The 26,915-nt window shown below is 36.6% G+C and carries 27 protein-coding genes, 1 tRNA gene and 1 other annotated feature; of the genes, 24 read left to right on the forward strand and 4 right to left on the reverse strand.

What is annotated here, in order from left to right; all coding sequences use genetic code 11:
• Window positions 1-16: 16 nt before the first annotated feature.
• The 10 genes from LACWKB8_RS02845 to LACWKB8_RS02890 all read left to right on the forward strand — a co-directional run bounded on the left by LACWKB8_RS02845 (window position 17) and on the right by LACWKB8_RS02890 (window position 12,286).
• On the forward strand, window positions 17-3,034 hold the full coding sequence (locus LACWKB8_RS02845) for a DEAD/DEAH box helicase family protein (RefSeq protein WP_038521718.1): 3,018 nt from the start codon (window positions 17-19) through the stop codon (window positions 3,032-3,034).
• Between the two features lie 270 nt (window positions 3,035-3,304).
• Complete coding sequence (locus LACWKB8_RS02850; RefSeq protein ID WP_038521721.1) at window positions 3,305-4,189, forward strand: restriction endonuclease; 885 nt, start codon at window positions 3,305-3,307, stop codon at window positions 4,187-4,189.
• Window positions 4,190-4,218: 29 nt separating this feature from the next.
• Window positions 4,219-4,704 carry a prolyl-tRNA synthetase associated domain-containing protein gene (locus tag LACWKB8_RS02855; RefSeq protein WP_038521724.1) on the forward strand — a complete coding sequence of 162 codons (486 nt, stop codon included), beginning with the start codon at window positions 4,219-4,221 and terminating at the stop codon, window positions 4,702-4,704.
• A 975-nt stretch (window positions 4,705-5,679) separates the two neighbouring features.
• Window positions 5,680-5,918, forward strand: a binding site (T-box leader).
• Window positions 5,919-5,965: 47 nt separating this feature from the next.
• Window positions 5,966-7,150 (forward strand): amidohydrolase family protein, encoded by a 1,185-nt coding sequence (locus LACWKB8_RS02860; RefSeq protein WP_038521727.1) that lies wholly within the window; start codon window positions 5,966-5,968, stop codon window positions 7,148-7,150.
• A gap of 92 nt (window positions 7,151-7,242) precedes the next feature.
• Window positions 7,243-7,614: a hypothetical protein gene (locus tag LACWKB8_RS02865; RefSeq protein WP_038521729.1), complete on the forward strand. Its 372-nt coding sequence runs from the start codon at window positions 7,243-7,245 to the stop codon at window positions 7,612-7,614.
• 153 nt (window positions 7,615-7,767) lie between these two features.
• On the forward strand, window positions 7,768-8,769 hold the full coding sequence (locus tag LACWKB8_RS02870; protein ID WP_038521731.1) for an NAD(P)-dependent oxidoreductase: 1,002 nt from the start codon (window positions 7,768-7,770) through the stop codon (window positions 8,767-8,769).
• 126 nt (window positions 8,770-8,895) lie between these two features.
• A complete protein-coding gene (locus LACWKB8_RS02875; RefSeq protein WP_038521734.1) occupies window positions 8,896-9,603 on the forward strand; it encodes a GH25 family lysozyme in 708 nt (235 codons plus the stop codon).
• Entirely contained in the window at window positions 9,603-10,835 is a 1,233-nt protein-coding gene (locus LACWKB8_RS02880) for a DEAD/DEAH box helicase (protein ID WP_371211452.1), read from the forward strand. Before LACWKB8_RS02875 ends, LACWKB8_RS02880 begins: the two co-directional genes overlap by 1 nt.
• A complete protein-coding gene (locus LACWKB8_RS02885; protein WP_038521740.1) occupies window positions 10,832-12,160 on the forward strand; it encodes a PTS sugar transporter subunit IIC in 1,329 nt (442 codons plus the stop codon). The genes LACWKB8_RS02880 and LACWKB8_RS02885 overlap by 4 nt, the downstream gene beginning before the upstream one ends.
• Before the next feature lie 53 nt (window positions 12,161-12,213).
• Window positions 12,214-12,286, forward strand: a tRNA-Arg gene (locus tag LACWKB8_RS02890).
• 404 nt (window positions 12,287-12,690) lie between these two features.
• Here LACWKB8_RS02890 and LACWKB8_RS02895 read toward each other — a convergent pair.
• On the reverse strand, window positions 12,691-12,927 hold the full coding sequence (locus LACWKB8_RS02895; RefSeq protein WP_038521742.1) for a DUF2188 domain-containing protein: 237 nt from the start codon (window positions 12,925-12,927) through the stop codon (window positions 12,691-12,693).
• Between the two features lie 305 nt (window positions 12,928-13,232).
• Here LACWKB8_RS02895 and LACWKB8_RS02900 point away from each other — a divergent pair, with 305 nt between their 5' ends.
• The 6 genes from LACWKB8_RS02900 to LACWKB8_RS02925 are packed head-to-tail and all read left to right on the forward strand — an operon-like array spanning window position 13,233 to window position 17,536.
• Window positions 13,233-13,724 (forward strand): PTS sugar transporter subunit IIB, encoded by a 492-nt coding sequence (locus LACWKB8_RS02900; protein WP_038521745.1) that lies wholly within the window; start codon window positions 13,233-13,235, stop codon window positions 13,722-13,724.
• A 1-nt stretch (window position 13,725) separates the two neighbouring features.
• Entirely contained in the window at window positions 13,726-14,526 is an 801-nt protein-coding gene (locus tag LACWKB8_RS02905) for a PTS sugar transporter subunit IIC (RefSeq protein ID WP_038521747.1), read from the forward strand.
• The gene (locus tag LACWKB8_RS02910; protein ID WP_038521749.1) at window positions 14,519-15,313 is read left to right on the forward strand and encodes a PTS system mannose/fructose/sorbose family transporter subunit IID; all 795 of its coding nucleotides are present in this window, start codon (window positions 14,519-14,521) and stop codon (window positions 15,311-15,313) included. Before LACWKB8_RS02905 ends, LACWKB8_RS02910 begins: the two co-directional genes overlap by 8 nt.
• A 28-nt stretch (window positions 15,314-15,341) precedes the next feature.
• Window positions 15,342-15,758, forward strand: coding sequence for a PTS sugar transporter subunit IIA (locus LACWKB8_RS02915; protein ID WP_038521752.1), 417 nt, complete (start codon window positions 15,342-15,344; stop codon window positions 15,756-15,758).
• A 28-nt stretch (window positions 15,759-15,786) separates the two neighbouring features.
• Window positions 15,787-16,671, forward strand: a complete 885-nt coding sequence (locus tag LACWKB8_RS02920; protein WP_038521755.1) for a PRD domain-containing protein — start codon at window positions 15,787-15,789, stop codon at window positions 16,669-16,671.
• Window positions 16,661-17,536, forward strand: coding sequence for a Nif3-like dinuclear metal center hexameric protein (locus LACWKB8_RS02925; protein ID WP_038521758.1), 876 nt, complete (start codon window positions 16,661-16,663; stop codon window positions 17,534-17,536). The genes LACWKB8_RS02920 and LACWKB8_RS02925 overlap by 11 nt, the downstream gene beginning before the upstream one ends.
• Before the next feature lie 100 nt (window positions 17,537-17,636).
• Here LACWKB8_RS02925 and LACWKB8_RS02930 read toward each other — a convergent pair whose 3' ends face one another.
• Window positions 17,637-17,825 carry a hypothetical protein gene (locus LACWKB8_RS02930; protein ID WP_038521761.1) on the reverse strand — a complete coding sequence of 63 codons (189 nt, stop codon included), beginning with the start codon at window positions 17,823-17,825 and terminating at the stop codon, window positions 17,637-17,639.
• 97 nt (window positions 17,826-17,922) lie between these two features.
• Between LACWKB8_RS02930 and wecB the strand changes: the two genes are divergently transcribed.
• Window positions 17,923-19,065 carry a non-hydrolyzing UDP-N-acetylglucosamine 2-epimerase gene (wecB, locus tag LACWKB8_RS02935; RefSeq protein ID WP_038521764.1) on the forward strand — a complete coding sequence of 381 codons (1,143 nt, stop codon included), beginning with the start codon at window positions 17,923-17,925 and terminating at the stop codon, window positions 19,063-19,065.
• Between the two features lie 61 nt (window positions 19,066-19,126).
• A complete protein-coding gene (locus LACWKB8_RS02940; protein ID WP_166484940.1) occupies window positions 19,127-19,327 on the forward strand; it encodes a hypothetical protein in 201 nt (66 codons plus the stop codon).
• A gap of 42 nt (window positions 19,328-19,369) precedes the next feature.
• On the opposite strand, the gene LACWKB8_RS02945 is transcribed toward LACWKB8_RS02940, so the two are convergent.
• On the reverse strand, window positions 19,370-19,897 hold the full coding sequence (locus LACWKB8_RS02945; RefSeq protein ID WP_038521767.1) for a GtrA family protein: 528 nt from the start codon (window positions 19,895-19,897) through the stop codon (window positions 19,370-19,372).
• Entirely contained in the window at window positions 19,890-20,336 is a 447-nt protein-coding gene (locus tag LACWKB8_RS02950) for a flavodoxin (RefSeq protein WP_038521768.1), read from the reverse strand. Before LACWKB8_RS02950 ends, LACWKB8_RS02945 begins: the two co-directional genes overlap by 8 nt.
• A 136-nt stretch (window positions 20,337-20,472) precedes the next feature.
• Between LACWKB8_RS02950 and map the strand changes: the two genes are divergently transcribed.
• The 6 genes from map to LACWKB8_RS02980 all read left to right on the forward strand — a co-directional run bounded on the left by map (window position 20,473) and on the right by LACWKB8_RS02980 (window position 26,855).
• A complete protein-coding gene (gene map, locus LACWKB8_RS02955; protein ID WP_038521771.1) occupies window positions 20,473-21,300 on the forward strand; it encodes a type I methionyl aminopeptidase in 828 nt (275 codons plus the stop codon).
• Window positions 21,301-21,305: 5 nt separating this feature from the next.
• The gene (locus LACWKB8_RS02960) at window positions 21,306-22,223 is read left to right on the forward strand and encodes a YihY/virulence factor BrkB family protein (RefSeq protein ID WP_052059643.1); all 918 of its coding nucleotides are present in this window, start codon (window positions 21,306-21,308) and stop codon (window positions 22,221-22,223) included.
• 64 nt (window positions 22,224-22,287) lie between these two features.
• The gene (gene galU, locus LACWKB8_RS02965) at window positions 22,288-23,181 is read left to right on the forward strand and encodes a UTP--glucose-1-phosphate uridylyltransferase GalU (protein WP_038521775.1); all 894 of its coding nucleotides are present in this window, start codon (window positions 22,288-22,290) and stop codon (window positions 23,179-23,181) included.
• Between the two features lie 150 nt (window positions 23,182-23,331).
• On the forward strand, window positions 23,332-24,480 hold the full coding sequence (locus tag LACWKB8_RS02970; protein WP_038521777.1) for a thiolase family protein: 1,149 nt from the start codon (window positions 23,332-23,334) through the stop codon (window positions 24,478-24,480).
• 1 nt (window position 24,481) lies between these two features.
• On the forward strand, window positions 24,482-25,708 hold the full coding sequence (locus LACWKB8_RS02975) for a hydroxymethylglutaryl-CoA reductase, degradative (RefSeq protein WP_038521780.1): 1,227 nt from the start codon (window positions 24,482-24,484) through the stop codon (window positions 25,706-25,708).
• Complete coding sequence (locus tag LACWKB8_RS02980) at window positions 25,692-26,855, forward strand: hydroxymethylglutaryl-CoA synthase (RefSeq protein ID WP_038521783.1); 1,164 nt, start codon at window positions 25,692-25,694, stop codon at window positions 26,853-26,855. The genes LACWKB8_RS02975 and LACWKB8_RS02980 overlap by 17 nt, the downstream gene beginning before the upstream one ends.
• The last annotated feature ends 60 nt before the right edge of the window (window positions 26,856-26,915 follow it).

The raw sequence follows: 26,915 nt of genomic DNA on the forward strand, positions 1-26,915 counted from the left end.
TGGAAAGGAGATAAATATGTCAGTGGCAGCAGTTAAAGAAGCTCAAATGGAAAAAACTTTAATTGAGCAATTAACTCAAGGTATTAATCAATGGCGTTTACGTGAAGATTTAAGAACAATTCCGCAATTATGGGCTAACTTTTTCCAAATTCTTGAAGATAACAACCGCGATCAACTTCATGACGTTCCACTAACGCAAAATGAAAAGGAAACCATTCGTACGCAAATCACCCAACCTAATTTTTACCAAGCTGCTAAATTCTTGGCCGGTGCTAACAGACAGGTTAGGCACCACCTAAAACGTGATAATTCTTCTTTACCAGATGCCGATTTATTGATTTTAGATAACACCAATATTGCTGGTGGAACTTCCGTTTATGAAGTTGTTCATCAAGTAGAAGTCAATAAGTCAAGTTTGTCACCGCTTGATCAAGATAGGCGCTTTGATGTTACTCTCTTGATTAACGGCTTACCCCTAATTCATATTGAATTGAAGACACCGAATTTTCCCTTTAAGGATGCATTTCGTCAAATTCAAAAGTATATAGACGAAGAAAAATTTAGTGATATCTATAATTTTGTGGAAATGTTTGTTGTTACCAATGGTACTAATACTCAGTACATTCCTGCTGGGCAAAATTTACGTGCTAATTTTTTGATTTCTTGGATTAATCAAGACAAGCAACAAGTTAATGATTACTTAGATTTTGCTCGTGATGTCTTATCCATTCCGATGGCACATCACATGATTGCTGACTATACTGTTTTAGATGATAATGCTCAAAGAATTATTCTGCTGCGCCCGTACCAAATTCAAGCAATACAAGCAATTTTCAAAGCATCGCGTGAAGGAAAATCTGGCTTTATTTGGCATGCTACGGGTTCAGGTAAAACCTTGACTTCCTATAAAGTTGCCCGTAATTTATTACAAATACCAGCTATCGATAAGACAATCTTTCTAATAGATCGTAAAGATTTGGACATGCAAACTGTTTCAGCATTTCAAACTTATGCAAATAATGACACGATTGATGTGAAGGAAACAGCGAATAGTTTTGAATTGGCTAATAAATTGGGTGATGGCAACCGCAATGTGGTTGTAACTACCAGGCAGAAACTGCAAACGATTTTTAAACGAATGGAAAATTCACCTGAAATTGCTAAAAAGTATGAAAAGTTGAAAGACTTACGATTAGCTTTTATTGTTGATGAATGTCACAGAGCAGTTACGCCAACTCAAAAAAGAGAACTAGATAGATTCTTTAATCGTCAACCATTATGGTATGGTTTTACCGGTACCCCAATTTTTGCGGAAAACGCGCGGGCTGAGAATGGACAAGATGCCCGCACCACGGAGCAGCTTTATGGTCCGATATTGCACAAATATACGATTGAAGACGCAATTCATGATAAAAAAGTACTTGGTTTTAAAATCGATAACGAAGGAAATGCGAATCAAACAGATAATGATGATATTTATCTCACAGATGCTCACATGAAGGCAGTGGTCAAGCAAATTTTAGCTTTAGCTTATCGTAAACAAGGTCTTAGCAATGGCAACAGATATTCCGCACTGTTTTCAACATCTTCTATTAAACAAGCGCAGAAATACTATCACTTGTTTAAAGAGGCAATTGCCAACGGTGAAGTGCCTAATCGTATTCAAAAAGTGGCACCGGATTTTCCCCGCATAGCTATTACGTATTCAATCTCTCAAAACGAAGATGAATCAATGGTTAACCAAGCAGAAATGAAACAGTCATTGGATGACTACAATAGAATGTTTAGTATTCAGCTTTCTATGTCTGATATTCCTAGTTATAATCGTAATGTCAATGATCGTTTAGCATGTAAAAATAAAGCATATCAAAAACGAGACCAGCAGCTAGATATAGTGATCGTAGTTGATCGGTTATTGACCGGGTTTGATGCTCCAAGATTATCCACGTTATATCTGGACAGGCCACCAATGAATGCTCAAAACCTCATACAAGCTTTTTCAAGAACTAATCGTATTTATGATGACGGTAAAAAATGGGGTCAAATTGTAACTTTCCAATATCCTAATCAGTATAGTGATGAAATAGATAAAGCGTTGACACTTTATGCGAATGGTGGCACTAATGGCGTTCTTGCCCCAGATTGGAATACGTCACGTAAGCGTTATGTGCAGGCACGTAAGAAACTAGACAAATATGTCGATAATCCGCAGATATTGGCTACACTTATTGATGCTCCTAAAAAAGAACAAAAAGAATTTATTAAAGCTTTTCAAAAATATGATCAGGCACTTACAGCTATTAAAACTTATGATGAGTTAGATAAGCAGGATAAGCTCTCTCCTGCTGCACAAGTTAATGTTGATGATATCCCGCCTGAAATAGAAAGCACTTTAGAGGGCACATACCAAAACATCATCGATAAGTTAAAAGCAGAAAACAAAAATGATGACGACCCAGTAGACCTTGATCTTGACGAAGATTATGAGCTTGAATCTATTCATATTAAAGAAGTGGATGAACGTTATATTATGTCACTCATTCAAGATTATATTTCCACTGCTAATAATTCTCAAAGGCAGTCAAGAATGTCACAACAATCAGCTAATCAAGATCAGGCAGCACAAGTCGGTGATTACATTGATCAATATGCTAAAACCAACGAGCCGCGGGCAAACCATATTCGCTCTATTTGGCAAGATGTTCAACATAATCCGCAAAAGTATTCCGATCAAAAAGTTGAAGATGTGTTAGAAAACTCTATCAAAGATGAAAATAAAAAGATTTTAAGTCAACTGGCAGATGATTTTGGCCTAGATTATGGCAATTTGTCTTATGTCATACATAATTACAAGCCAGATGAGGTTAATCCTAAAGGTATGGGAGATTTAGTAGGCAAAAAATACTTCGATAGATACAAAAAAACGCATCCTAATAGTAAATTAAAAAATTGGCTTAGCTGGAAAACTGAGGTGCGCGAAAAGGTTAAGTCAGTCTACAATACAAAGATCAAACCTTTAGAATCTGAAGATTAGTTAACTGCCAATTTTAGAAAAATATATTTATTGATAAAAGTTCTGTTTTTAAAACAGTTAATACTAAATTAATAGCATCTTGAGCATTAGGTTATAAATTTATCTAATGCTTTTTGATTATAATAATTGTAAAGTTATCTCGATCGAGATATTAAGCTGCTTTAACTAAAAAATATATATTTATTAGTTCTGTTTTTAAAAAAGTCTATTTGAGTATATCTAAATTTAAAATTATAATAAAAATAAATATCAAAATGGGGGACAAAGTGAATGGCTAATCGTCAAATTAATATTGAAAATGTAACTATGAAAGAAATTTTGATTTCAATGCGTCGACTTGGTGGTCAGGTAACAAGGCGTGAAATTTGTTCAGATATTCGTGACAATTCTAACGCAATTTCTGAAAAAGAAGTGAATGAAGTTAAGGTATCTAAGAAAACGGGTAATAAGTATAAACCATTTGACTATACATTTAATTATGCAGTTATGTATTTAGTAAGAACTGGTTTTTTAACCGAAGATGATCATCAAGTAGAATTATCTGAAAAAGGTCGTAAAGTTGATCTCGATATTTTTAATCCTGAAAAGGATGTTCGTCCCTTTTTGGAAGATAATAATTCTCAGGAATTGAAGAAAAAGAGCTTGGCTGAAATTAATTCTGCTAAAGATACTACGGATGAAGTCACAGAGGAAGATCAGTGGAGACAAGATTTGCTAGATGCTCTGATGAAAATGAGTCCGAAAAAGTTTGAACTCTTTTGCCGCGGGTTACTTACCAAAATGGGGATCGACGTTGATAAGACGATTGGCGTTAACTATGTTGCTGACGGTGGTCTTGATGGTTTTGGCTATGTTCGTTCAAATGATTATCGTACTACCAGAGTGGCTCTGCAAGCAAAACGCTGGCAATCTAATGTGCCGGCACCTGAAATAGATAAGTTTCGCGGAGCAATGGATAAATACAACGCAGAATTTGGTATTTTTATTACTAATTCTGATTTTACTCGCGGTGCAATTAAGACGGCACGTCAGGGCACTAGAATTATCACTTTGATTGATGGTGAGGAAATCTGTGACCTGGTGGCAAAGTACAATTATTATGTTGAACCAGTAACAACATATCGGTTGAAACCATTTTATACAGAAAAAGATTAAACTATTTAACACGAATTTAGCAACACCAAATGAACAAAAACGAAACATTACATTACCTTGATCAACTCGGAATTAAATATGAGATAGTAGAGCACCAAGCTGTCTACAATATGGCAGAAATGGAAAAAATTGCTCTGCCGCACTCTGAAGCAGATGCTAAAAATCTGTTTGTGAGGGATGATAAAAAGCAAAACTACTATCTCTTGACTATTAAGGGCGATAAAAGAGTCAACCTACAGCAATTTCGTGAGGAAAATGGCACACGCAGACTTAGTTTTGCCTCACCGCAAGATTTAAAAGAAAAATTAGGTTTGGAACCGGGCTCAGTCACACCTTTAGGACTGTTAAATGATTCTGAGCATCAAATATCGTTTTACCTTGACTCATATTTCAGTCAACAGCCGAGAATTGCCGTTCATCCCAACGACAATACAGCTACTATTTGGTTAAAGCCGCAAGCTCTAATTCATCTCATAAGGGATTTGGGCAATCCAGTCAAAGTAGTGAAAATGTAGCCAAAACAATAACTCCTGAATATTAAGACACAAGATTAACAACTTGTGCCTTTTTATTTTTAAAACATACAGTTTTATGTTTGTATACATTTATTAAATAAGTAGTATTAAATTGTTACGAAATGGTAAACTTTTATATTTATGATTTTATTTAGTTAAAAAAATACTACTTTCATTGTAGAATTTAAAATCGTTACTGCTAATATCTGGTCAGAACTAGTAATTTACTCAGGCAGGAACCAAGAATCTAAAGCCTATTGTTAGGCAAGAGCAGTAACGCTGCTAGTATTAAGTTTGTAGTTTGAAAATTAAGCGTGACAGTAATTTCCGTAACTTATATAACTCTACTTTCTCATAAATAAAACATCTTTCTTTCTTGTGTATAATCCAATTCTTAAAAACCATTTTAGTTAAAGTTACTCAGAAGCAAATTTAGTCATTTGAAAATAAATCCTCTATCAGTTTTAATAAAATATCTAATATCTCATCAACGTTTAAATATCAGAGATAGAATGGTAAAAAGCTAGTTGTCTTGATTTTTCGGCAAAAGGTCAGTTGGTAGCCAAAATTACTATTTTGTAAAAGAAAAGCGCATGTGAGTCAGGGATAGATTAATTATTAGTATTTTTTATTAAACTGTCAGTTCAACAGGTAAGAGAAACTAATTTTACAGTCATCAGTGGAGGTGCGGCGTTTAGTTCAGTTTCACCATTATCAGTTGACAGAAAAATATTACCTAGCATCAAAGTGACTAAATTAAATTGGAAATAATTGTTACATTAATTTCAACTGCTATGAACTTGGTCATTCAGCACTAAAAAGATTAAAACTATAAAATAGTTGGCAAGCACAAAAATTTGTGGTTTTAATCAAGTAGTTTTTGCTATACCCCTAAATTTAAACTGCCTTTTTTGTTTTTACTTCGTAGAGTTGACATGATTAAGAAATAATGATAAATTAAAAGTCAATTAAATATTAAGCATCTTGCAAAGCAGAGTAACTATCGTATTGCTAATAAAGAGAGCTATCATTTTGGTGAAAGTTAGCTAGTGGTAGGTAGTGAACATGGGCTTCTAATTGATGTCTACTGGTGATAATCAGCCTGTAGCGGAGTTGCATCCGTTAATTTTGCAAGCTATTGTTTGATAGTTAATGAGGTTTATTACGTGAGTAATAAATGAACAAAAGGTGGTAACGCGGCACTCGTCCTTAAGAAGAAAAGGATGAGTGCTTTTTTAATACAAAAATTGGAGGTTTGTTGATGACTAAAACTGCATATACTAATGTTAATTTATTTAATGGGGTTGATAATAAAATTCAACCCAATACGACTTTAGTAGTTGATGATGATAGCGGTAAAATTACCGAAATAACGGAGAACACTGCACCGCAAGCAGACAAGACAGTTGATTTAAATAATAAATACGTGATCCCTGGTTTGATCAATTGCCACACGCATATCATTATGGATCCGTTAACCCCAGATGGGGGCAGTGAAACTGATGTAGTTTCTTCAACTGTCCGTGCAGTAAGTAATTTGCATGACTTGCTCAGGTCTGGAGTAACTTATATCCGTGAGTGTGGTAGTACCTATAACATTGACATCGCTCTTAATAACTTAATTAAGCAAAATAAATTGACCAAGGTCCCGGAAATTGTCCCCTCTGGTCACCCATTTTCTATGACTGGCGGTCACGGTGATATGCCTAATTTTGGTGTTTTGGTTGATTCACCTGATGAAATGCGCAAAGCTGTCCGCCAAGGAATTAAAGCAGGTGCCAAAGCAATTAAGGTCATGGCCACAGGCGGCGTAATGACAGAAAATGACTTTATGGATGACCCGCAATTAAGCGAGGCAGAGATGCACGTTGCCGTAGAAGAAGCTCATCACAAAGGTTTAACTGTAGCGGCACATGCGGAAGGCAATCCTGGTATTCTTAATGCAATTAAAGCCGGCGTTGATAGTATTGAGCACGGCTTTTACGTCAATGATGAAGAAATTAAATTGATGCTGGAAAAAGGAACGTACTTAACCCCAACGATTGTTGGTGCTTGGGCATTCATCGAATATGCACCGGGTAAAATTCCTGACTGGGAAATGAACAAGATTGCTGCTGCTTGGAAAGACTTACGCGGTAATATTACTAAAGCGAAAAATGCCGGTGTTAAAATTACTCTTGGTACTGACGCAGGCACACCGTTTAACGACTTCACAATGACTCCTGAAGAACTGCCTTTACTGGTTGAACAAGGCTTTACTAATTTTGAGGCTTTGGAAACCAGCTATAATTCAGCCAAACTCCTCAAAATCGCTGATGAATATGGTTCATTAGAAGAAGGCAAATACGCAGACTTTTTGGTACTTGATGAAAATCCTCTAGAAAAAATTAGCGCGGTTGTGCAAAAGGATAAGGCAGTTTATAAAAAGGGTAAGAGAGCTTACTAATTATAAGCAAATGATTTTGCAATTTCGAACAAATGTTCCATAATAAAAGAAGCTACTGAAAAAGTAGCTTTTTTATTATGGGGAGGAGAAAAATGAATCAAAAATTTTTAGATGTCATGACTGATGAGGGTCCAGTCACAATTGTTACTATTAACGCCAATCCTGCCAGTGTGGTAAACACTTGGATGTCCTATGTTAAAATCGACGAAAAGAATAATTTGCTGTATATTCCAGCTGCAGGGATGCACAGCATTGAGAACGATTTTGCCAAAGATAATCATGTCCTGTTAACTATGGGTTCTAAAAAAGTTGAGGGCACAGCTGGACCTGGAGCCGGTTTTCATGTTAGGGGAACTGGTCAATTTTTGGCAGAAGGGCCAGAATTTGACGAAATGAAAAAGCGCTTTCCGTGGATGCGTGAAGTTTTACAAGTCAAAATTGATCAGATTGAACAAAAGATATAAGACCAGTCACTTAGTTAAAACAAAAATAGATTCCCAATTTAGTTTTTAAGCAAAAATTATTAATCGCTCTTTTTTAAATTTATCTTTAATTTTATATTAATTTTAGATACAATAATAGATATAAATTTTTTATCCAAAAAAGGAGGATTAATAATGAAAGCTTTACTTTACAATATGACCCCGGAGCAAAAGGTCTATGTAGATAAGTGGAACGAAAATCATCCAGAAGATGATTTGGGCACAACTGATGACAAGCTCGATGCTAAGACTGTAGAGATGGCAAAGGGCTATGATGTTGTCAGTGTTTTGCAGGTCTTTGATATAGATGAGGAAGAGGTCTATCGTAAATTAAGCTCTTATGGTATCAAACAGATTGCCTTAAGGTCTGTTGGCTACAATATCGTCAATTTTGACTTTATTCACAAGTATCACATGATCGTTACTAATACCCCTGCATATTCTCCCCGTGCAGTTGCGGAAAACACTTTAACTTCTGCAATGTACTTGTTAAGAAAATGGGGTCCAATTTTAAATAATGAAAAAGAACACCTGAATTTTGTCCGTGAAGAAAATTTGATGAGCGATGAAATTTATAACCAAACAATTGGTATTGTTGGTGTTGGCCGTATTGGTTCTTGTGTAGCCGAAATGTTTCATGCTTTAGGAGCAAAAGTAATTGGCTATGACTTGGTTGAGAATCCTGCTAATGAAGCGTTTTTGGAATATACTGATTTCGACACAGTAATTAAAAATTCTGATATTTTAACTCTGCATACACCGCTTGAACCTTCAATGGAGGACATGATCAGTGCTAAGCAATTTAAAGAAATGAAGAATACTGCATATTTGATTAATGCAGCTAGAGGACCCTTAGTTAATAATCATGATTTGATTGCAGCGCTGAAGAACAAAGAAATTGCCGGTGCTTCTCTTGATGTAATGACTGGTGAAGAAGCAATTGTCATGAAAAAGTTCAATGATATTTCGGAACTACCTGTTGATTATCAGGAATTAGCCCAGATGCCTAACGTAGTCTTCACGCCGCATTCGGCATACTACACCAAGACATCTGTTAAAAACATGATTGAGCATAGTATGACGGACGTCAAAAGAGTTTTAAATGGTCAAAAACCAATATATTTAGTAGAGGAATAGTTTTAACACAAAAGGTGCCTGACTTTTTAGTCAGTCGCCTTTTTTAATATGACAAATTGTAGTTACCAATTATAATTAAAATGTTGGTATAATGGACAAGTGTAGAAAAAACAAACGGAGAAAAAGTTGAAAAGGTTTCATCACAAATTCACATTACCAGCAATTCTAATACTGCTAGTAGCTGCAATAGGTCTCCTTTTTGCTGGTATCAACAACATGCGTAATCAAACAACTTTACCACCTAATGGGACTGCCAGTGCTATTGGCGTTGAGCTAAATCAGAGCTTTGGCTATATTGATTTGCATGAACTGCAAGCAAACGGTGTTTCCTTTGTCTATTTGCGCGGGACTCAAGGAAGATCATATTTTGATGATGATTATTTAACTTACCGCGATCAAATTTTAGGAACGAAAATGGCTTTTGGTACCATTGTTGCCTACAGTAATGAATCAACCCCGTTGCAACATTATCAATTTTTTATGAAAAAGGTGGGCACAAATACAGGCAGTCTCCCAATCTGGATTGAACCTGCCATAGATGACTATGATTTGAACTACATTAAACAAATGGCCCAGTTTGCCAGTATGTTGCAGCAACAAAATAAGCGGGTAATGGTGGATGTTGATATTAAATATAAAAAATATTTTGCCCATGATGTTCAATTTATTACAGGTGGTAGAAAAGCGCCTAACAAATTACAGTACTCTTTTTGGCGTTATACCAATAATGGGCGTGTAAAATCAGTGAGGAATTTTGAAAATGGGGTCACTATGCTTACTTATAACGGTACAGTGACGCAATATAAGGAAAAATACGGACAACTAACACAATAATGAAAAAAGAAATCCAAGCAGTTTTAACAAATTTAAAAATGACTGAACCAACTTTAATTCAGGAGAAAACACGTACTCCAATCTTAAATGGCGCAAGCTGTATTGCGCTGGCTAAAACCGGAACGGGAAAGACGCTGGCTTATGCTCTGCCGTCACTTGAAAAAGTTGAGCAGGGTAAACCAAATAGTTTAGTCATTATTGCGCCTACCACTGAATTAGCTGTGCAAATTCGTCACGCCATTAATCCCTTTATCCATGCCTTGAGGTTGACGGGAATCACACTTGTGGGTGCTGGTAATCGTCAACGTCAGGAAGATAATTTAAAAAAGAAACACCCAGAAGTTGTGGTTGCCACTCCTGGCAGGTTTTTTGATTTCTTTTCGGCTGGTCGAATTAAGGTAGACCAGATCAGGACTTTGGTAATTGATGAAGCGGATGATGTTTTAGAATTTAATAAAATGGAACTACTGAGTTCTTTAGGACAAAACATGACGCCCGATTCCCAGATTTTGCTTTTTGGTGCCACTGAATCTGAAATAACCCAACAAGCACCCGAAATTTTTGCTCGGCAGTTTGAAAAAATTGATGTCAGACCGGATCAGAAAACAACTGTTAAAAATTATTTCTTACAAATAGATAATGCGCATAAAATCGACTTTATTCAGCGCTTACTTAGACTTGATGGTTTCAAAGGGATTTTGTTTTTTGATTCCAATCAGACTATGATGCGTTTTGCCGGTATTTTGGCTCACACAAAAACTAAATTCGGCATACTGGCTAATGATTTTGGCAAACAAAAAAGAGCAGCAGCTCTCAATGACTTTAAAGTTGGAAAAATCAAACTGCTTTTAGCAACAGATTTGGCTGCTCGGGGTTTGGATATTGCGGGTGTCACTTACGTGGTAAACTATGATATTCCTAGCGAAGAAAACACCTATCTGCACCGTGCTGGTCGGACTGGCAGAATGGGGGCCATGGGTTATGTTGTGACTCTTGGTGACGACCATGATTTGCGCGATTTAAGAAAATTGCTGGGTACCAAAATAAAAATTACGCGCGTGTATTTTGCCGGCTTTCGTTTAACAGAAAAATTACCGCAGAAAAAAGCTCAAAAAAATGAGTCGGCGAATAAAAAAGCAGCTTTAACAACTAAAAAGAAAAAGCATAAAAAACACAAAAACAAGAATAAGGGTTATCATCCCCATTATTTAAAGAAAAAGGAGCAAAAATGAGTCGATTAGTTACTTGGCTGGAAGACTATATTTTGCCTTTAGCAAATAAATTAGGACAAACCCACTGGCTCGTGGCTTTACGGGATGCGTTTATTTCTGTAATGCCAATAACTATCGCCGGTTCAGTTGCTGTACTTCTAAAAAGCTTGATTGCAGCTGCCAAAAGCGAACTGGGCTGGCATACTTTTGCCTGGGCCATGCAGCCACTGGTTTTGGTTTGTAACGTAGTTTGGCGGGGAACTTTTGCTTTATTTGCACTTTTCTTAGCCATGTCTTTGGGATACCATTTAGCCAAAAGTATGGAGGTAGATCCGATAGCGGGGGCAATTGTTTCATTGTCATCTTTAGCAATGAGCATTGCTAATTTTACTAAACTAAAAGTTAACGGCAAACTTGTCCCGATACATAAAGTATTTAATATTTCGCAGTTTTCAACTACAGGAATTTTCACGGCAATTGTGTTCGGCACGATTGGTGTTGCTATTTTTGCAATTTGCTTTAGGGCCCGCATTAGGCTGCATCTTTCCGCTAATTTGCCCTATGCCGAACAAATGGCTTTTGATTCACTTGTTCCCGCGATTATTGCAATCTTTTTTGTTGGTATGATCAATTTCGTGTTTCAAACCATCACTGGTACCTTTTTTGGTAATTGGCTGCTTAATTCAATCCAAAAACCGTTGGTAAAACTAGGACAGGGCTTTGGCATGGTAATGTTGGTGACACTACTGGTACAAATATTCAGCTTCTTTGGCTTTAATGGTCTGAGCGTGTGGGCACCATTACTGGATTCAATTTGGCTTACCGCCCAGAATGTTAATGTAACTGCTGCTCGCGAAGGTACGGTAATGCCATTTATTTGGGTTCGCGGCTCTTTTGATGCTTTCGCTTGGTTCGGCGGAGCAGGTGGCACATTAATGCTGATTGTTGCTATTCTGCTTTTTTCAAAAAGAAGCGATTATCGGACAATTGCTAAAGTTGCTTTGGCACCAGGAATTTTTAACATTAACGAACCAATTGTGTTTGGTCTGCCCGTAGTATTAAATCCCGTTTACTTCATACCTTTTGTACTTGCCCCAATGGTCAATGTCGCATTTTCTTATGGCGTAAGTATGATGAATTTAGTTAATCCGGTGCAAGTAGCAGTGCCAGCAATTGTGCCACCAATTATTGGTCCTTTTCTGGCATGTAATTACGATTGGCGCGCAATTGTATTGGCGGTAATCAATATGCTAATAGCTTTAGCAATATGGACTCCCTTTGTTTTCGCCGCAGATAAAATTGCTGAGTCGAATAATCCGCAACCATATTTTACCCGTCAATATTAATTACTAAAAAAGTTGGCTTTTATCAGCTAAATTTGGTAAAGTTAATCTGTTGCGACCCTGTAGTTTATCTGGATAGAACAATGGTCTCCTAAACCGTAGAGGTGAGTTCGAATCTCACCGGGGTCATATAATAGATGGTCTAAATTGTTAATGCCACAGTATTCAGTGTGATATTAACAATTTTTTTGATTAATCTAACTTTAATTGTTTCTCCTTGCAGCCTTTTAAGTGCTTGGCTAGTACCAAATACTAATGATCGTGTTTATATGATCCGGTGATAACCAAACATGGTAAAAAGCGTCATTTTAATGAAATAGAAGAAGCTAATTCATAAAGTTAAACTTTAATTGATGCTAATCAAAAAGTCCGATTATCAAGTTAATAATCGGACTTTTATAAGAAAATTTTGTAAAAAATAAAATATGAATAAAATTTGTGTTTTAAAATTAGAAAGATAAAAAATAATTATAATGCCAGTTTTTAGTAATGATACCTACAAAATAGTTTAATACAGGATGTATTAATACATTCTATCCTTTGGTTTTAGGACTATCGTGACCGTATGAATTTTTTAAATTAATACGGCCATTTCTTTTTTGACTGATTAATTCTGTCTTTTCTTTTTTGGCTAAACCTTTAGCGTATTCAAGAGCGTCTTCTTTGCGATCAAAAAGTTTAGAAATTTTATCACTACCCGCAATTTTCACTGCCCATTGGTCACCGTGTGTTGTAACCCACACGTTTTTGGTAACTTCTTCTTTACTCATTATTTATTCACCTCTTTTCATACTAATTATACAGCTAGTTGTACTATAAAGTGAAAGGATACACATTTAATAAATAATAATATATCAAAACGCGAGTTATAATTACGCATACTGCAGAACTGTTTACTAATTAAAGCGCTTACTTGACAGTAGGCAAAAATAAGGTTATTATGCACTTAAATCAGGATTGTAATCGCATACTTTTATAGTAATGTGAGCAAAACCAAAATAATTGCAACTTTGTTGCGCTTATTTTGGTTTTTTTATGCCCTAATTTAATTATTAGTTTTAGGAGGAATAAATGAATGGTAGTTGTAGGTACAAGAATAGACAATAGATTATTGCACGGAATTGTAGCGACTTCATGGGCCCCACAATCTGGCGCAACAAGAGTAATGGTAATTGACGACGAAACTGCATCAAGTCCAGTTTTAAAAGACGCGATGAAACTTGGTCGTCCAGCAGGAATGGCGGTTTCTGTAATTACTGCAGCAACTGCTTTGGCAAATTTCAAGCGTAATAAATATGACCATCAAAAAGTATTTATTTTAGCTAAAACGCCAAATATTTTTCTCGAACTGAGAAAAAATGGGGTTTTGTTTAATGAATTAATCTTAGGAGGAACTCTGACTTATGAAAATTCTGTCCGCATAACGAACAGAGCATACGTTAAGAAAGAAGACATTCCTGTTTATAGTGAACTGGCTCAATTAGGAGTGACGATTAAATCTATGTATACCACGAAAGATAATCCTATTGATGTCATGGCTGTTTTAAAGGAAAAAGGGGAAATATAAAATGGGACTAACAATTAAAGAAGTTATCTTAATATCATTACTCGCCTATGTTTATTCTTTAGATAGGCACAGCACGCAAATAGCCGGGAAAATCACGATATTATACGGTGCATTGGCTGGCTTAATTCTAGGTGATTTTAAACAGGGACTTGAGATTGGTGCCACGTTGCAGTTAATGTCACTGGGAGTGGCAAATTTAGGTGGTGCATCAATGCCTGATTATCCTACTGCTGCGATTATTTCAGCTACAATCGCTATCACTTCAGGCAAAGGGATGGCAGCAGGAATGGCAATTGGCTTGCCCGTGGGCATGTTAGGTATGAACTTTGACGTTTTAATCAAACTGATTAATTCAGCAATCGCTAAAAGAGCTCAAAATTTTGCCCATAAAAAACAGTTTGGCAAGATGACGAGAACTATTCCACTTGCTACCATAATCTATCCGCTAGAATCAACAATACCAGTTTTCATTGCGATTGTTTTTGGTAAATCAGTAGTTCAAGCGATTTTAAATTTCATGCCCCAATGGTTCACCGTTGGACTTAATGTAGCAGGAGGGATTCTGCCAGCAGTTGGTTTTGCTATGCTGCTGGTTTACATGCCATTAAAAAAATATGGTTACTGGCTAATTGTGGGCTTTGTCGCTACAGCTTATTTAAAAATGCCAGTTTTAGGAGTCGCATTATTAGGTGCAGCTGCAGCTATACATCTTTACTTAAGTCTTTCAAGTAAGAATAAAGTAGTGGTTAATACCCATAATAATGTAGGTAATTTATCAGAGGAGGATATGGAAGATGAGTGATCATAAACTGACCAAAAAGGATATATTAAGAACCGCTTTAAGGCATTATTTAGGAGTTACAACTTTCAATTATGACACAGGAATTGCTCCGACAATTGTTTGGGAATTGTTTCCGGCTTTAAGAAAAATATACGCCAATGATGATGATTTAGTTTTATCTTTAGATAATCATTTTAGATACTACAATTGTAATCCGTGGCTATCTCCTTTAATCACCGGTGCAACTTTAGCAATGGAAGAAAAAGATGGCGTCAAGTCTATTGAAGCTGTTCAGAACCTGAAAACAGGACTAATGGGTCCGTTATCCGGCATTGGTGACACCATTATTTGGGTGATGATGCCGACCATATTTGGTGCTATTGCAGGCTCAATGGGTAAAAAAGGCAACCCCTTGGGCATGTGGCTATTCCTAGCAGTTTTTCTCATTTGCTTTTTCTTAAGACCCTACCTTTATTTTGTGGGTTACCAAACGGGAACAAATCTTATTGCGAAATTAGGTCAGAAGCTTGATGCTTTTACAGACGCGGTTTCGGTATTGGGTATCATGGTTATAGGATCGATAGTATCGTCAACTGTCAACGTGCAAACAGGCTGGGCTTTTCAGACTGGTGGAGTCAAAATTACATTGCAGAGCATTCTTGACCAAATCTGTCCGTCTCTATTACCCGCAATCTTAGTCGCTGCTCTCTATTATATGTTGAAAAAGAAAGTTAAAATGGCAACCTTAATTTTAGCAGTGATTGTAATAGCCATGTTAGGAGCTGCCATCGGGCTTTTTAAAGCCTAAATAAAGTATAAAAGTGGAGAAATTGATTTTGGTAAAAATAATTATTGTCACTCACAAAACTTTGGCTCAGGGATTTAAAGATTCCCTCAACTTTTTTACAGGACTTGATAAGCAAATTGTCGCCATCTGTGCTTATGAAAATAGTAACCAGTTTCCGGAAAAAGAATTGGCTGCAGAAATAAGCAAAGTGAAGTCAAACGAAAAATGTCTTATTCTTACTGATTTATTAGGTGGTAGCGTTAATCAGAATGCCGCTAAATACATCAAGGAAAATATTTTTTTAATCACAGGAATTAATTTAATTGTTGCTATTCAATTGGCACTGCTACCTGCAGACAAATTAACATCTGACAGCATTATGCAGGTTGTACAAGATGCCAAGAAACAAATAGTGTTTGTAAATGATTACTTAAAAAATAAAAAAAGTGACTTCGAAGATGAATAGCTAATCAGGCCTTTTGTGGAGTAATTAAATGATCATTGTGAAAGTTTTTAATAATAATATTGTTTTAGTTAAAAACAAAAAAACCGCTAAAGAAAGTATTCTTTGGGGCAAAGGAGTTGGTTTTCAGAAAAAAGCTGGGCAAAAAATTGTCATGAACAAAAACGATGCGATTTTTGTTAAAGAGGCAGAATCAGATTGGTCTAGATCGTTTCTCTCACTAAGTGAAGAAATACCCCTCAAATACTTCGAAGTGGCCAAAAAAATAGTTCAAGATGCTAGTGCAAATATGCAAGCCACTTTTAACCCGTTTTTACTGATTTCTTTAGCAGATCACATCTTCTTTACCATTAAACGGGCAAAAGAAAAAAATGGGGAAACTGAATTACCAATTAGTGAAATAAAAGAAGACTACTATAAAGAATTTAAGCAAGCACAACTAGCCAAAAATTACATTGAGCAGGAATTTGATGTTGCTCTGCCTGAAAGCGAAGCTGGTTTTTTAGCCATTCATTTTGTAGAGAATGAAAAAGAATCAGTAAAAAATTACGATGATAGTAAGCAAATTAAAAATCGTGCTACTAATGACATTTTAGAGATTATTGCAGAAAATTTGCACCTTGATATGACTGATGAAAAAGTCAATTTTCGGCGCTTAAAAACTCATTTAAAGTTTTTGCTAACCAGAATTCAGAATAAGGAATTTTTTAGAGATAGTAAGGAAGATAAGAAACTTTACCGGCAAATAATAAAGAATTATCCGGAACTATTAGACTGCGAACAGGCAATTAGTGACTATTTAGCAGAAACCTTTAATTATCACCTTAGTAAATCGGAACAAATATATTTGATTATGCATCTCAGGCAAATAGTGAAACAAAAAGATACTCAGAAAGAAGCAGAAAATGAAGATTAAAGAAGTTATCGATAAAATGATAAATTATCATTCCGGTCAAAAACTCGGTTCGGATATGAAACGTGATCGGATTTTGTTTGGCAATGAATTTAGCAATAAAGAATGCACCGGTATTGTGACTACTACGTGGGCTAATATTGACGTGATTAAAACGGCGATTAAACGGGGCGCAAATCTGATTATCTCTCACGAGGCCCTTTTTTGGAACCACGGCGATCATACTGATTGGCTGACGGCTAATAAAAATAAAACTTTTGCTCTGAAAAAGCAGCTGCTGGAAGACAATCAGATTGTAGTTTGGCGTGATCATGACCACATTCATTTTGGTGGCATACCCGTTAAAGACCAATACTTCGATGGTATTTTTTATGGCTTTGCCCAAGAAATGGGCTGGGCTGAATATGCGACAGGAGGTGTAAAGGGAACGGCTGGATATTTAAGAGCTAAGTATCGTGAATATCAAATTCCGCAAACGACAGTTGCTAGTGTAGCCCAAAAATTAATGGCAAAAGGAGATTTGAATGGCTGCAAGATCTTTGGTGACCCTATGACGCCGGTAAGTAAAGTGCTGATACCGACGCATAATTTAGGGGATGCTAAGGAATTAATCACCAAAATTGATCAGGAAAATTTTGACTTAGTTTTAGGACTTGAAGTGATAGACTTCACGTTAAGTGAGTACATTAGGGATAGTAATATGTTAGGACTTAACAAAGCATTGTTGACGGTCGGTCATTTTAATTTGGAAGAGTTTGGGGTTAAGTATATGATGAATTATTTGCCACAGATTTTTGCTAATCAAATACCATGCAGTTTTGTTAAAGCGGGAGATAGCTATAACTATCTTTTAAATGAAAATAAATAGGATCATACTTACTGTTTTATTTGATAAATCGTAACACTTGTTAGTGTTACGATTTTTGTTTAATTACCAAACTTTTAAACGCAATGCTAATTTAGAAATATTATCCTAATGGTGAATGCCAAATTTTCATTACTAAAAGGCCAATGATAAGAAAAAGAATTGAGGCAATTGCTAACAAAACTTTTCTTTGCTTTGGCGTTTTTTTGGAGTCGCAACTAAAGACTAGGCAAAAACTGGCAACAACAATCAATAAGCCAGTGATTAACAATAAGGTAAAACTATAATTCATTTTTTCACCAACTTTTGCTTAAGAATAAAAATTAAGAAAATAATAACTTGTCTTTTTGTGAATATTTTATTAATATGGTAATGATGTGGAGGACTTTATGAGTAGAATTAAAGTAATGACGGTTTTTGGAACCAGACCAGAAGCAATTAAGATGGCTCCTTTAGTGCAAAAGCTAAAAAAAGATGAACGTTTTACAGAAGTCACAGTAGTAACTGCCCAGCACCGAGAGATGTTGGACCAGGTACTTAACATTTTTAAAATTAAACCTGATTATGACTTTAACATTATGAAGAAAAATCAAACCTTGGAAGGTATCACAACTAAGGTATTGCTTGATATGGTTAATGTATTAAAGGATGTTAAGCCTGACATTGTCTTGGTTCATGGGGATACTACTACCAGTTTTGCGGCAGGTCTAGCCAGCTTTTATCTTCAGTGCCCACTCGGCCATGTTGAGGCAGGACTTAGAACATGGCATAAATACTCACCTTTTCCTGAGGAAATGAACCGGCAAATGACAGATGATTTGGCTGATCTTTATTTTGCACCTACTAAAGTAAGTAAGCAAAACTTATTAACAGAAAATCATAACGCAGAGAATATTTTTGTGACTGGCAATACAGCAATTGATGCTCTATCAGAAACTGTCCAAGCCAATTATCATCATGAAGTTTTGGATCTTATTAAACCAGGAAGTAAAATTATTTTGGTGACAATGCACCGTCGGGAAAATCAAGGTGAACCAATGAGACGGGTATTTAAAGTTATGAAACAAGTTGTTGATAGCCACGATAATGTTGAAATGATTTATCCCGTCCACCTTTCTCCACGAGTACAAAAGGTTGCCCATGAAATCTTTGGGGATGATCCCAGAATTCATTTAATTGCGCCACTAGATGTAGTAGATTTTCATAATTTGGCTAAGCTCAGCTACTTTATTATGACTGATTCCGGCGGCGTTCAAGAAGAAGCTCCAGCTTTAAACAAACCTGTCTTGGTTTTACGTGATACCACGGAAAGACCGGAAGGCGTTAAAGCGGGGACGCTTAAGTTGGTCGGAACCCAGGTTGATGCGGTCAAAGCAGCAATGGTTGAACTACTTGATAATAAAGAGATTTATGATCAGATGGCCAGTGCGAAAAATCCTTATGGTGATGGGCATGCGTCTGACAGAATCATGGCTGATATTGCGTATTATTTTGCTAAAAATAAAGGGCAACGTCCAGAAGACTTTGAATAAACTACTTAAATTTGATATTAAAGCTGATAATTATCAGCTTTTTTATTTTGAGTTTTTTTCAATGGCTTTGGGTGTTTACCAAGCAATTAATCCCATCGGAGGAGTAATTAGTCCTTTTGTAATTAACCCTCTAACCAAAATGTTTAGCAACGTAAAAATCAATGCGTTTGTCATTAGTGGATTCTTAGCACTGCTAATAGGACTAATTGTTCTATTTAGCAATTATCAAAAGAATATGATTGCTCACCAAGTGAATGCTTAAAATAAAAACAGATAATTTAAAAAGGTGATAACTTACAAGTTATCACCTTTTGTTTTTGCGCGCTTTAATTTTTTCTTTTGCCCTCTTAATCATCGTTGTTTCTTGTGCTTGAAACACGGATCTAGTAGTCAGGTAATTGAAAATACCTACTAAAACTTGATCAACAATTTTCACGAACAGAGCATCTAAGTGCAACCAAGACAAACCAACCAGCATGATTAAACTGTCAGGAATGAGACTGATAATTCTGTAGGTAAAGAAGACAATTAATTTTTGCCAAGTTGAATGTTCCTCATCTACGTTATTAATAAAAACGGCTTTTTGATTAAATACGAACGAAGCTAAGTTTGAAATAATAAAGGCAATAGTATTAGAAACTAGCACCACGCTATGCCACCACTTATGCAGTACCATAAATACTACTGTATTGATAAGAGCTGCAATAAAGCCAAAAACCATGTAAACAAATAAATTACGATGTCTTTTAACCAGATTATTGGCTAGGCGATGGATTTTAGGATCTGATACCGAGTTAAATTTTCTAGAATCCATTTTTTTATTTTTAACCATTTAGTTGCTCAGCCATTTCCTTAGCTGCGTTATCAATAAGGTCGATGTCGTCATCACCAGGGGCATTTTCGATTGTTACAGGCTTAGTGACTTCTTTAGCGCCCACTTCTTTGAACATTTTTTCAAAATCAAAAACATTTTCGCAAAAATGATCGTTATATACTCTATCGCCACTGCCCATAACAGCAAAGAACTTGCCGCTTAAATCTAATTCTTTTAATTGATCATAAAAATCAGCAATTTCATCAGTCATTTGTCCTTCACCATAAGTATAGGTGACGAAAATGCACAGATCAGTTGTTAAATAATCACTAGCATCGGTAAATTCAGCTTCACTGGTTTCAACATCAAAACCATAATCTTGTAAATCTTCATCTAATATATCTGCTATATCAGCATCATTACCGGTCATACTTGCGTAGACAATTCTAGCCTTCATTTTGTTCATACCTTTCACAAAAACTGATTCACCAAAACATTATACCCAATTTTACTGCTTTTATGAAATTCTTTAGTAAACTTTTAAAAAACGCTATAATGTAATCAAACATCATTTTACAGAGGGGAAATTAAATTTGATTACAATTAAATCCGTTAGAGAACTCAAGGGTATGCAGGCGTCAGGTCGATTATTAGCTTCAATGTTTGAAGGCTTGCGCGATGTAATTAAACCGGGAATTACAACTTGGACGATTGAAGAATTTTGTCAAGATTTTGTTAAAAGACGGGGAGGTCGACTCTCAGAACAAGGTTTTGAGGGCTATAAATACGGCACCTGCATTTCTGTTAATGATCAGATTGCCCATGCAACACCACGAAAAGACTTTGTTTTAAAAGAGGGCGATCTGGTAAAAGTTGACGTTACTTGCAACCTTAATGGTTATGAAACAGATTCATGTACGACTTATCCAGTAGGCAAAATTTCTCAAGCAGATCAGGATTTAATGGATACCACAAAAAAGGCTATGTATTTAGGAATTGATCAGGCAGTTTTAGGAAACCGCATTGGTGACATTGGGGCTGCTATTCAGCATTTTGTAGAAGATGAACACCATTATGGTGATGTGAAAGAGCTGGTAGGTCACGGTATTCAACCAAGCATTCACGAAGATCCTGAGGTACCTCATTGGGGCAAAGCTGGACATGGCTTGCGCTTACGTGAAGGAATGACTATCACTTGTGAACCAATGGTTGAAGCTGGTGGCGACTGGCGAATTGTAGAAAAAAGCGTACCAGATCCTAAAGATGACTGGGTGTTTTATGCCACACCTGATGGTTCAAAATCTGCCCAATTTGAACATACTTTTGCCATTACTAAAGATGGTCCTAAGATTTTAACTTTGCAAAAACCATACGATGGTTACGAAAAATATCTACCTCATTTTGACGAAATGGATGACTAAGGTGCATGGGAAGAAAAGCTGAGGCAATCAAAAAACGTTCATTTTTATTCTATAAAACTGTCTCCTTAAAATTTACCCAAGGTGAAGTTTTAACCAGTGCAATTGCGATTGCTTATTATGTCTTGTTTTCGATTTTTCCATTAATTATTATAATCGGGAACGTTTTGCCGTTATTCCATATTAATACTGACCCGATTGCCAGTTATTTAAAATTAATTTTTCCAGACAAGATTGCCAAATTTATAATGCCGATAATTAACTCGTTACTCAAAAGTAAGTCTACTGGTTATATTTCTTTTGGTATTGTTTTGGCATTGTGGTCTGTGTCTTCTTTGGTTAACGCGATTCGAATTGGTATGAACCGTGTTTATGGCGTACGTGCTGATGAATTAAAACAAAAATGGCAAATTACAGTTTGGACAAGATCAATCACAATCATGCTGACCAATTTAATGATTATCGTTTTTACTTTGCTTAGTTTGACGCTTATCTTTGGTCAGCAGGTATTGGAATTTTTAAAACCTATTTTCTCTTTTTCAGTTGGTGAAATTGAAAAAATATTTAGCTATCGCTATCCCGTCATCATAATTACGATGATTGGCGCGCTATATTATTTAAATTACTTTTTGCCTAATATTAGGCTGAAAAAGAAAGTTATTTGGCCGGGTGTATTTACCACCTTATTCGGCTGGATTATTTTGTCTTGGCTTTTTGGGTTCTACCTGCATCATTTTCGAATTAGCTGGGAAAACTATGGCATTATTGGTACATTTATCATATTTATGCTTTGGCTCAATATTTCGTCGATTGTATTCCTGTTAGGTACTTGCGTTAATTCAGCTATTGTGACGCTTAATTATGGTGGCGTCCATTATTCTGTAGGCCGACTTGCTGAATATATTCAAAGAAAGCGCCACCGGTAAAAATTGGCACAATGGAAAATATTTTGGTATATTAGGTTTGTGATTTATAGAAAGTGTACAGGTAATGAAAGTAAGGAAAGCAATTATTCCGGCAGCAGGACTGGGTACAAGGTTTATGCCGGTAACCAAGTCAATGCCTAAGGAAATGTTGCCAATTGTTGACAAACCTACAATTCAATTTATTGTCGAAGAAGCCAAGAAATCTGGTATTGAAGACATTTTAATTGTCACCGGTAAAAATAAACGGTCAATTGAAGATCATTTTGATTCAAATCCAGAACTTGAACAAAATTTACAAGAAAAGGGCAAAACAGGACTGCTAAAAATGTCTCAAGACATTACGCACTTGGGCATTAATATTTACTATACCCGCCAACCTTATCCGGCTGGATTAGGGGATGCAATTGCGCGCGGACGCAGTTTTGTCGGAGATGAGCCATTTGTCGTCATGCTCGGCGATGACTTGATGATGGATAAAGTGCCGTTAACTAAGCAGCTAATTGATCGCTATAATGAAACTCATGCTTCTACAATTGCTGTCATGCCGGTGCCTCACAAAGAAGTTTCTAAATATGGCATTATTAAGCCTGAAAATGAAATTATGCCCGGTTTGATTAACGTTAAGTCTTTTGTTGAAAAGCCGGCTGTTGATAAGGCACCAAGTGATTTTGCCATTATTGGACGCTATCTCTTAACACCAGAGATTTTCCCAATTTTAGCTGAGCAAAAACCTGATAAGGGCGGAGAAATTCAATTGACAGATGCAATTGATACTATGAACAAAACTCAGCGTGTTTTTGCCCATGTCTTCAATGGCGTACGCCATGATGTTGGTAATAAGGAAAACTATTTGGAAACATCAATTGAATACGGCTTAAAGCATCCTGAAACAAAAGATGCTTTGCGCAAATATATTATCAATTTGGGTAAAAAATTGGAAAAGCAAGGTAAAGAATAATAAATAGTTGAATTTTGCAACTTTGGAAACCATTAATTAATGGTTTCTTTTTTTGTATAAAATTTTTCTTAATGTGGCGCTTTTTACTGTCTTTGAGCAATAAATTTTTGTATCATGCACGTTGAAACTTTTTGCTAGGGGATAGGTAAAATGAAAGATATTTATATTGTTGCAGCTAAAAGGACTCCTTTTGGTCGGTATCGCGGCTTGTGGGCAGAAAAAAGCGCTGTCGATTTGGGCGAATTAGCACTATCAGCAACTTTAACAAGCATTGATTTAGCAGCTGAAAAACTTGATGCGCTATTTATGGGCAATGTTTTAGGAGCTGGTTTAGGTCAAAATATGGCTCGGCAAATTGCTTTAAATGTTGGAATGAGTGAAAAGAGCAGTAGCGTTACCATCAATGAAGTTTGCGGTTCAAGCCTGAAAGCACTTCGCGTGGCTCAAGGACAAATGGAGTTAGGTGACTTTGACTTAGTGGCTGTGGGCGGCGCAGAAAGTATGACTAATGCGACTTATTTGGCAAAAGATAAAGCAAAGCCCCAGTTTCAGAGCGAAATGCTCCAAAATGGTCTAACTGATGCTTTTTCCGGTTCACACATGGGATTAACTGCCGAAAATGTGGCTGCAAAATATGGTATTAGTCGCTTAGAAATGGATCAATATAGTGCAAAGTCGCATCACAAAGCAGCAGAAATTGTCCAACAGGATTTTTTTAAAGACGAAATAATTGCTGTAAAAACTAACGGAAAATTTGTCCAGCAGGATGAAACGATCCGTCCAGATACTAATTTAGATGCGCTAAGCAAACTAAAGCCTGTTTTTAAAGAAAATGGTTTAATCACTGCCGGTAATTCTTCACCATTAAGTGACGGCGCCAGTATGATTATTTTGGCGACTGGCGAGAAAGTCCAAGAATTAAACTTAAAACCACTTGCGCGACTAGGCTCATTTGCTGAATCAGGTACTGATCCCGCATATATGGGCATGGCGCCTTATTTTGCAGTCAAAAAATTATTGCAAAAAACAAATAACACGCTAGATGATTACGATGCAATTGAAGTTAATGAAGCTTTTGCTGCTCCAAGTGTTGCTCTAGCTAAGCAGCTGGAAATTCCAGAGGCCAAGCTAAATATTTTTGGTGGCGCTATTGCTTTAGGGCACCCACTGGCTGCCACAGGTACTCGCTTAGTGGGGACAGCAATCAACATCATGAATCACATCAATGGTCGCAAAGCGCTAGTTACCCTTTGTATCGGTGGCGGACAGGCAATCGCATGTGAAGTTGAGAGATGTTAAAATGAAATTTTATGAATTACCACCTGCTAAAAGACGGGAATTGCTTAAGCAGCAGGGAATTGAACTGGATGAGATTGACACCGAAGTGCTGGACGAACTTAATTTGTTAAGTGAAAACGTGGTAGGACAATTGCGTTTGCCGGTTGGCATTGTGCAAAATCTCCGTGTTAATGGTCAAAACTATCAAGTTCCTATGGCCACTGAAGAACCATCAGTAGTGGCTGCGGCAAACCATGGTGCCAGTATTGCAGCAAAGGCTGGAGGTTTTATAGCGGAAAGTCACCGTGACGGCATTTGGGGTCAAATCATATTGCAAGTTAGTGAAGATTTTCAGGTAGCTAAATTGCAGGTTCTTTTTCCAGAACTCATCAAGCTGACTAATAATAAATTTGCCAGTTTAGTCAACCACGGTGGCGGTGTGAAAACTATTACTGCAAAACAAGAAGCAGAACTGCTTTTTTTAAAAATCCTAGTCGATCCAGCTGAAGCTATGGGAGCAAACAAGGTAAATTCTATTTTAGAGTACATGGCGGCTAAACTTTCTGCTTGTCCTGGTATTGAGCAAAAATTATTTGCTATTTTATCTAATTATCCCAGTCAAATAACTAAAGTTAAAGTTGAGGTGCCTGTTGCAATAATTGGCGGCAGAAAAACAGCGCAAAAAATCGCTTTGCTAAGTAAAATTGGTCAAACTGACCCCATGAGAGCCGTCACCAATAACAAGGGGATTATGAATGGCATTGATGCAGTCTTACTGGCAACCGGTAATGATACCAGGGCTGTAGCAGCAGCTTGTGGAGTCTGGTCAAGTAGCAGCGGCTCATATACCAACCTGAGTGAATGGATTGTGCAAGAAGACAAATTGATAGGTCAGCTCAGCGTTCCTTTACCAATTGGCACCGTTGGCGGCTCAATCAATTCCAGAAAAGATATCAAGCAAAGTTATCGCATTTTGGGTAAAAATATTACCAGCAATCAACTAGCGGATATTATCGCTGCGATTGGTTTAGCTAATAACTTGGCGGCTTTATTGGCAATCGCCACTCAAGGTATTCAAAAAGGACACATGAAATTGCAAGCCAGGAATATTGTTGCCAGTCTTAAAGCAACTTCGCAAGAGCAAAAGGCAGTTTTGCAAAAGCTGGTCAGCTCTAAAAAATACAGTCAAGCAGCTGCGCGAGAATTTTTACAAGAAGTTAGAAAGGAAAACAATGCAAGTCGGAATTGATCAAATTGGTTTTTATACTCCAAATAAATATGTTGATATGGTGGATTTGGCGCACGCGCGCAATGAGGATCCCAATAAATTTTTGATCGGGATTGGACAAAGAAAAATGAGTGTGGCTGATCAAACTCAAGATGCCGTGTCAATGGGAATAAACGCAACTTTGAGGTATTTAGATCAGGTTGAACTCGAAAAAGTCGGGTTGTTGATAGTGGGAACAGAAAGCGGGGTTGATCAATCTAAATCAGCTTCACTTTTTGTCAAATCAGCTTTAAACTTGCCTGCAAATGTGAGAACTTTCGAAATAAAAGAAGCATGTTTTGGTATGACCGCTGGCATAATGATTGCTCGTGATTATGTGCGCTTGCACCCAAACCACAGCGCAATTGTTATTGGAGCAGATATTGCGCGGTATGGTGTTAACACAGGTGGCGAGGTCACTCAGGGTGCGGGCAGTATAAGCGTCTTGATTAAGGCTGATCCTCAAATTATGACTTTAAATGAAGGTCATAGTGCTTATAGCGCAGATATTAACGATTTTTGGCGTCCCAATGATTCCCCAGTGGCACTGGTTGATGGTAAATATTCCAAAAACGTCTATTTGGACTTCTTTAAACATACTTACACTGCATATCAAACTCAAACAGGTGGCAAAACCAGTGATTTTACAGCGCTACTTTATCATTTGCCTTTTGTGAAAATGGGTTTCAAGGCAAACCAGTTGGCAATTGAGAAAGAAGATGAGGAAACTAAAAAGCGTCTAGCGGATAATTTTACTGCAAGTGCTTGTTATAGTAAGGAAATTGGTAATATCTATACTGCATCTTTATACCTAAGTCTTCTGAGTTTATTGGAAAATACACAGTTGCCAGAAAACGCCAAAATTGGTTTGTTTTCTTATGGTTCCGGTGCAATGGGAGAGTTTTATTCTGGGCAAATTGTTAACAATTATGAACAAGCTTTGCATAAGACTGCAGATCAAACAATGATTGCGCGAAGACAAAAATTAAGTATTCCAGAATATGAACAAATTTTTAATCAAGCTTTGCAAGTCCCAGAAGATGGTTTGGAACTTGCAAGTGATGAGCAGAGCGGCAAGTGGTACTTTGCCGGTACTGAAAATCACGTCCGACAATATCGGCAAAAATAGATCAAGCAAAAAATGCTGCTTTTAGCAGCATTTTTTAAGTTAGTCTAATGGCATTTTGAC

Source organism: Lactobacillus sp. wkB8 (genome assembly GCF_000761135.1).
In the GTDB taxonomy this organism is placed as follows: Bacteria; Bacillota; Bacilli; order Lactobacillales; family Lactobacillaceae; genus Lactobacillus; species Lactobacillus helsingborgensis.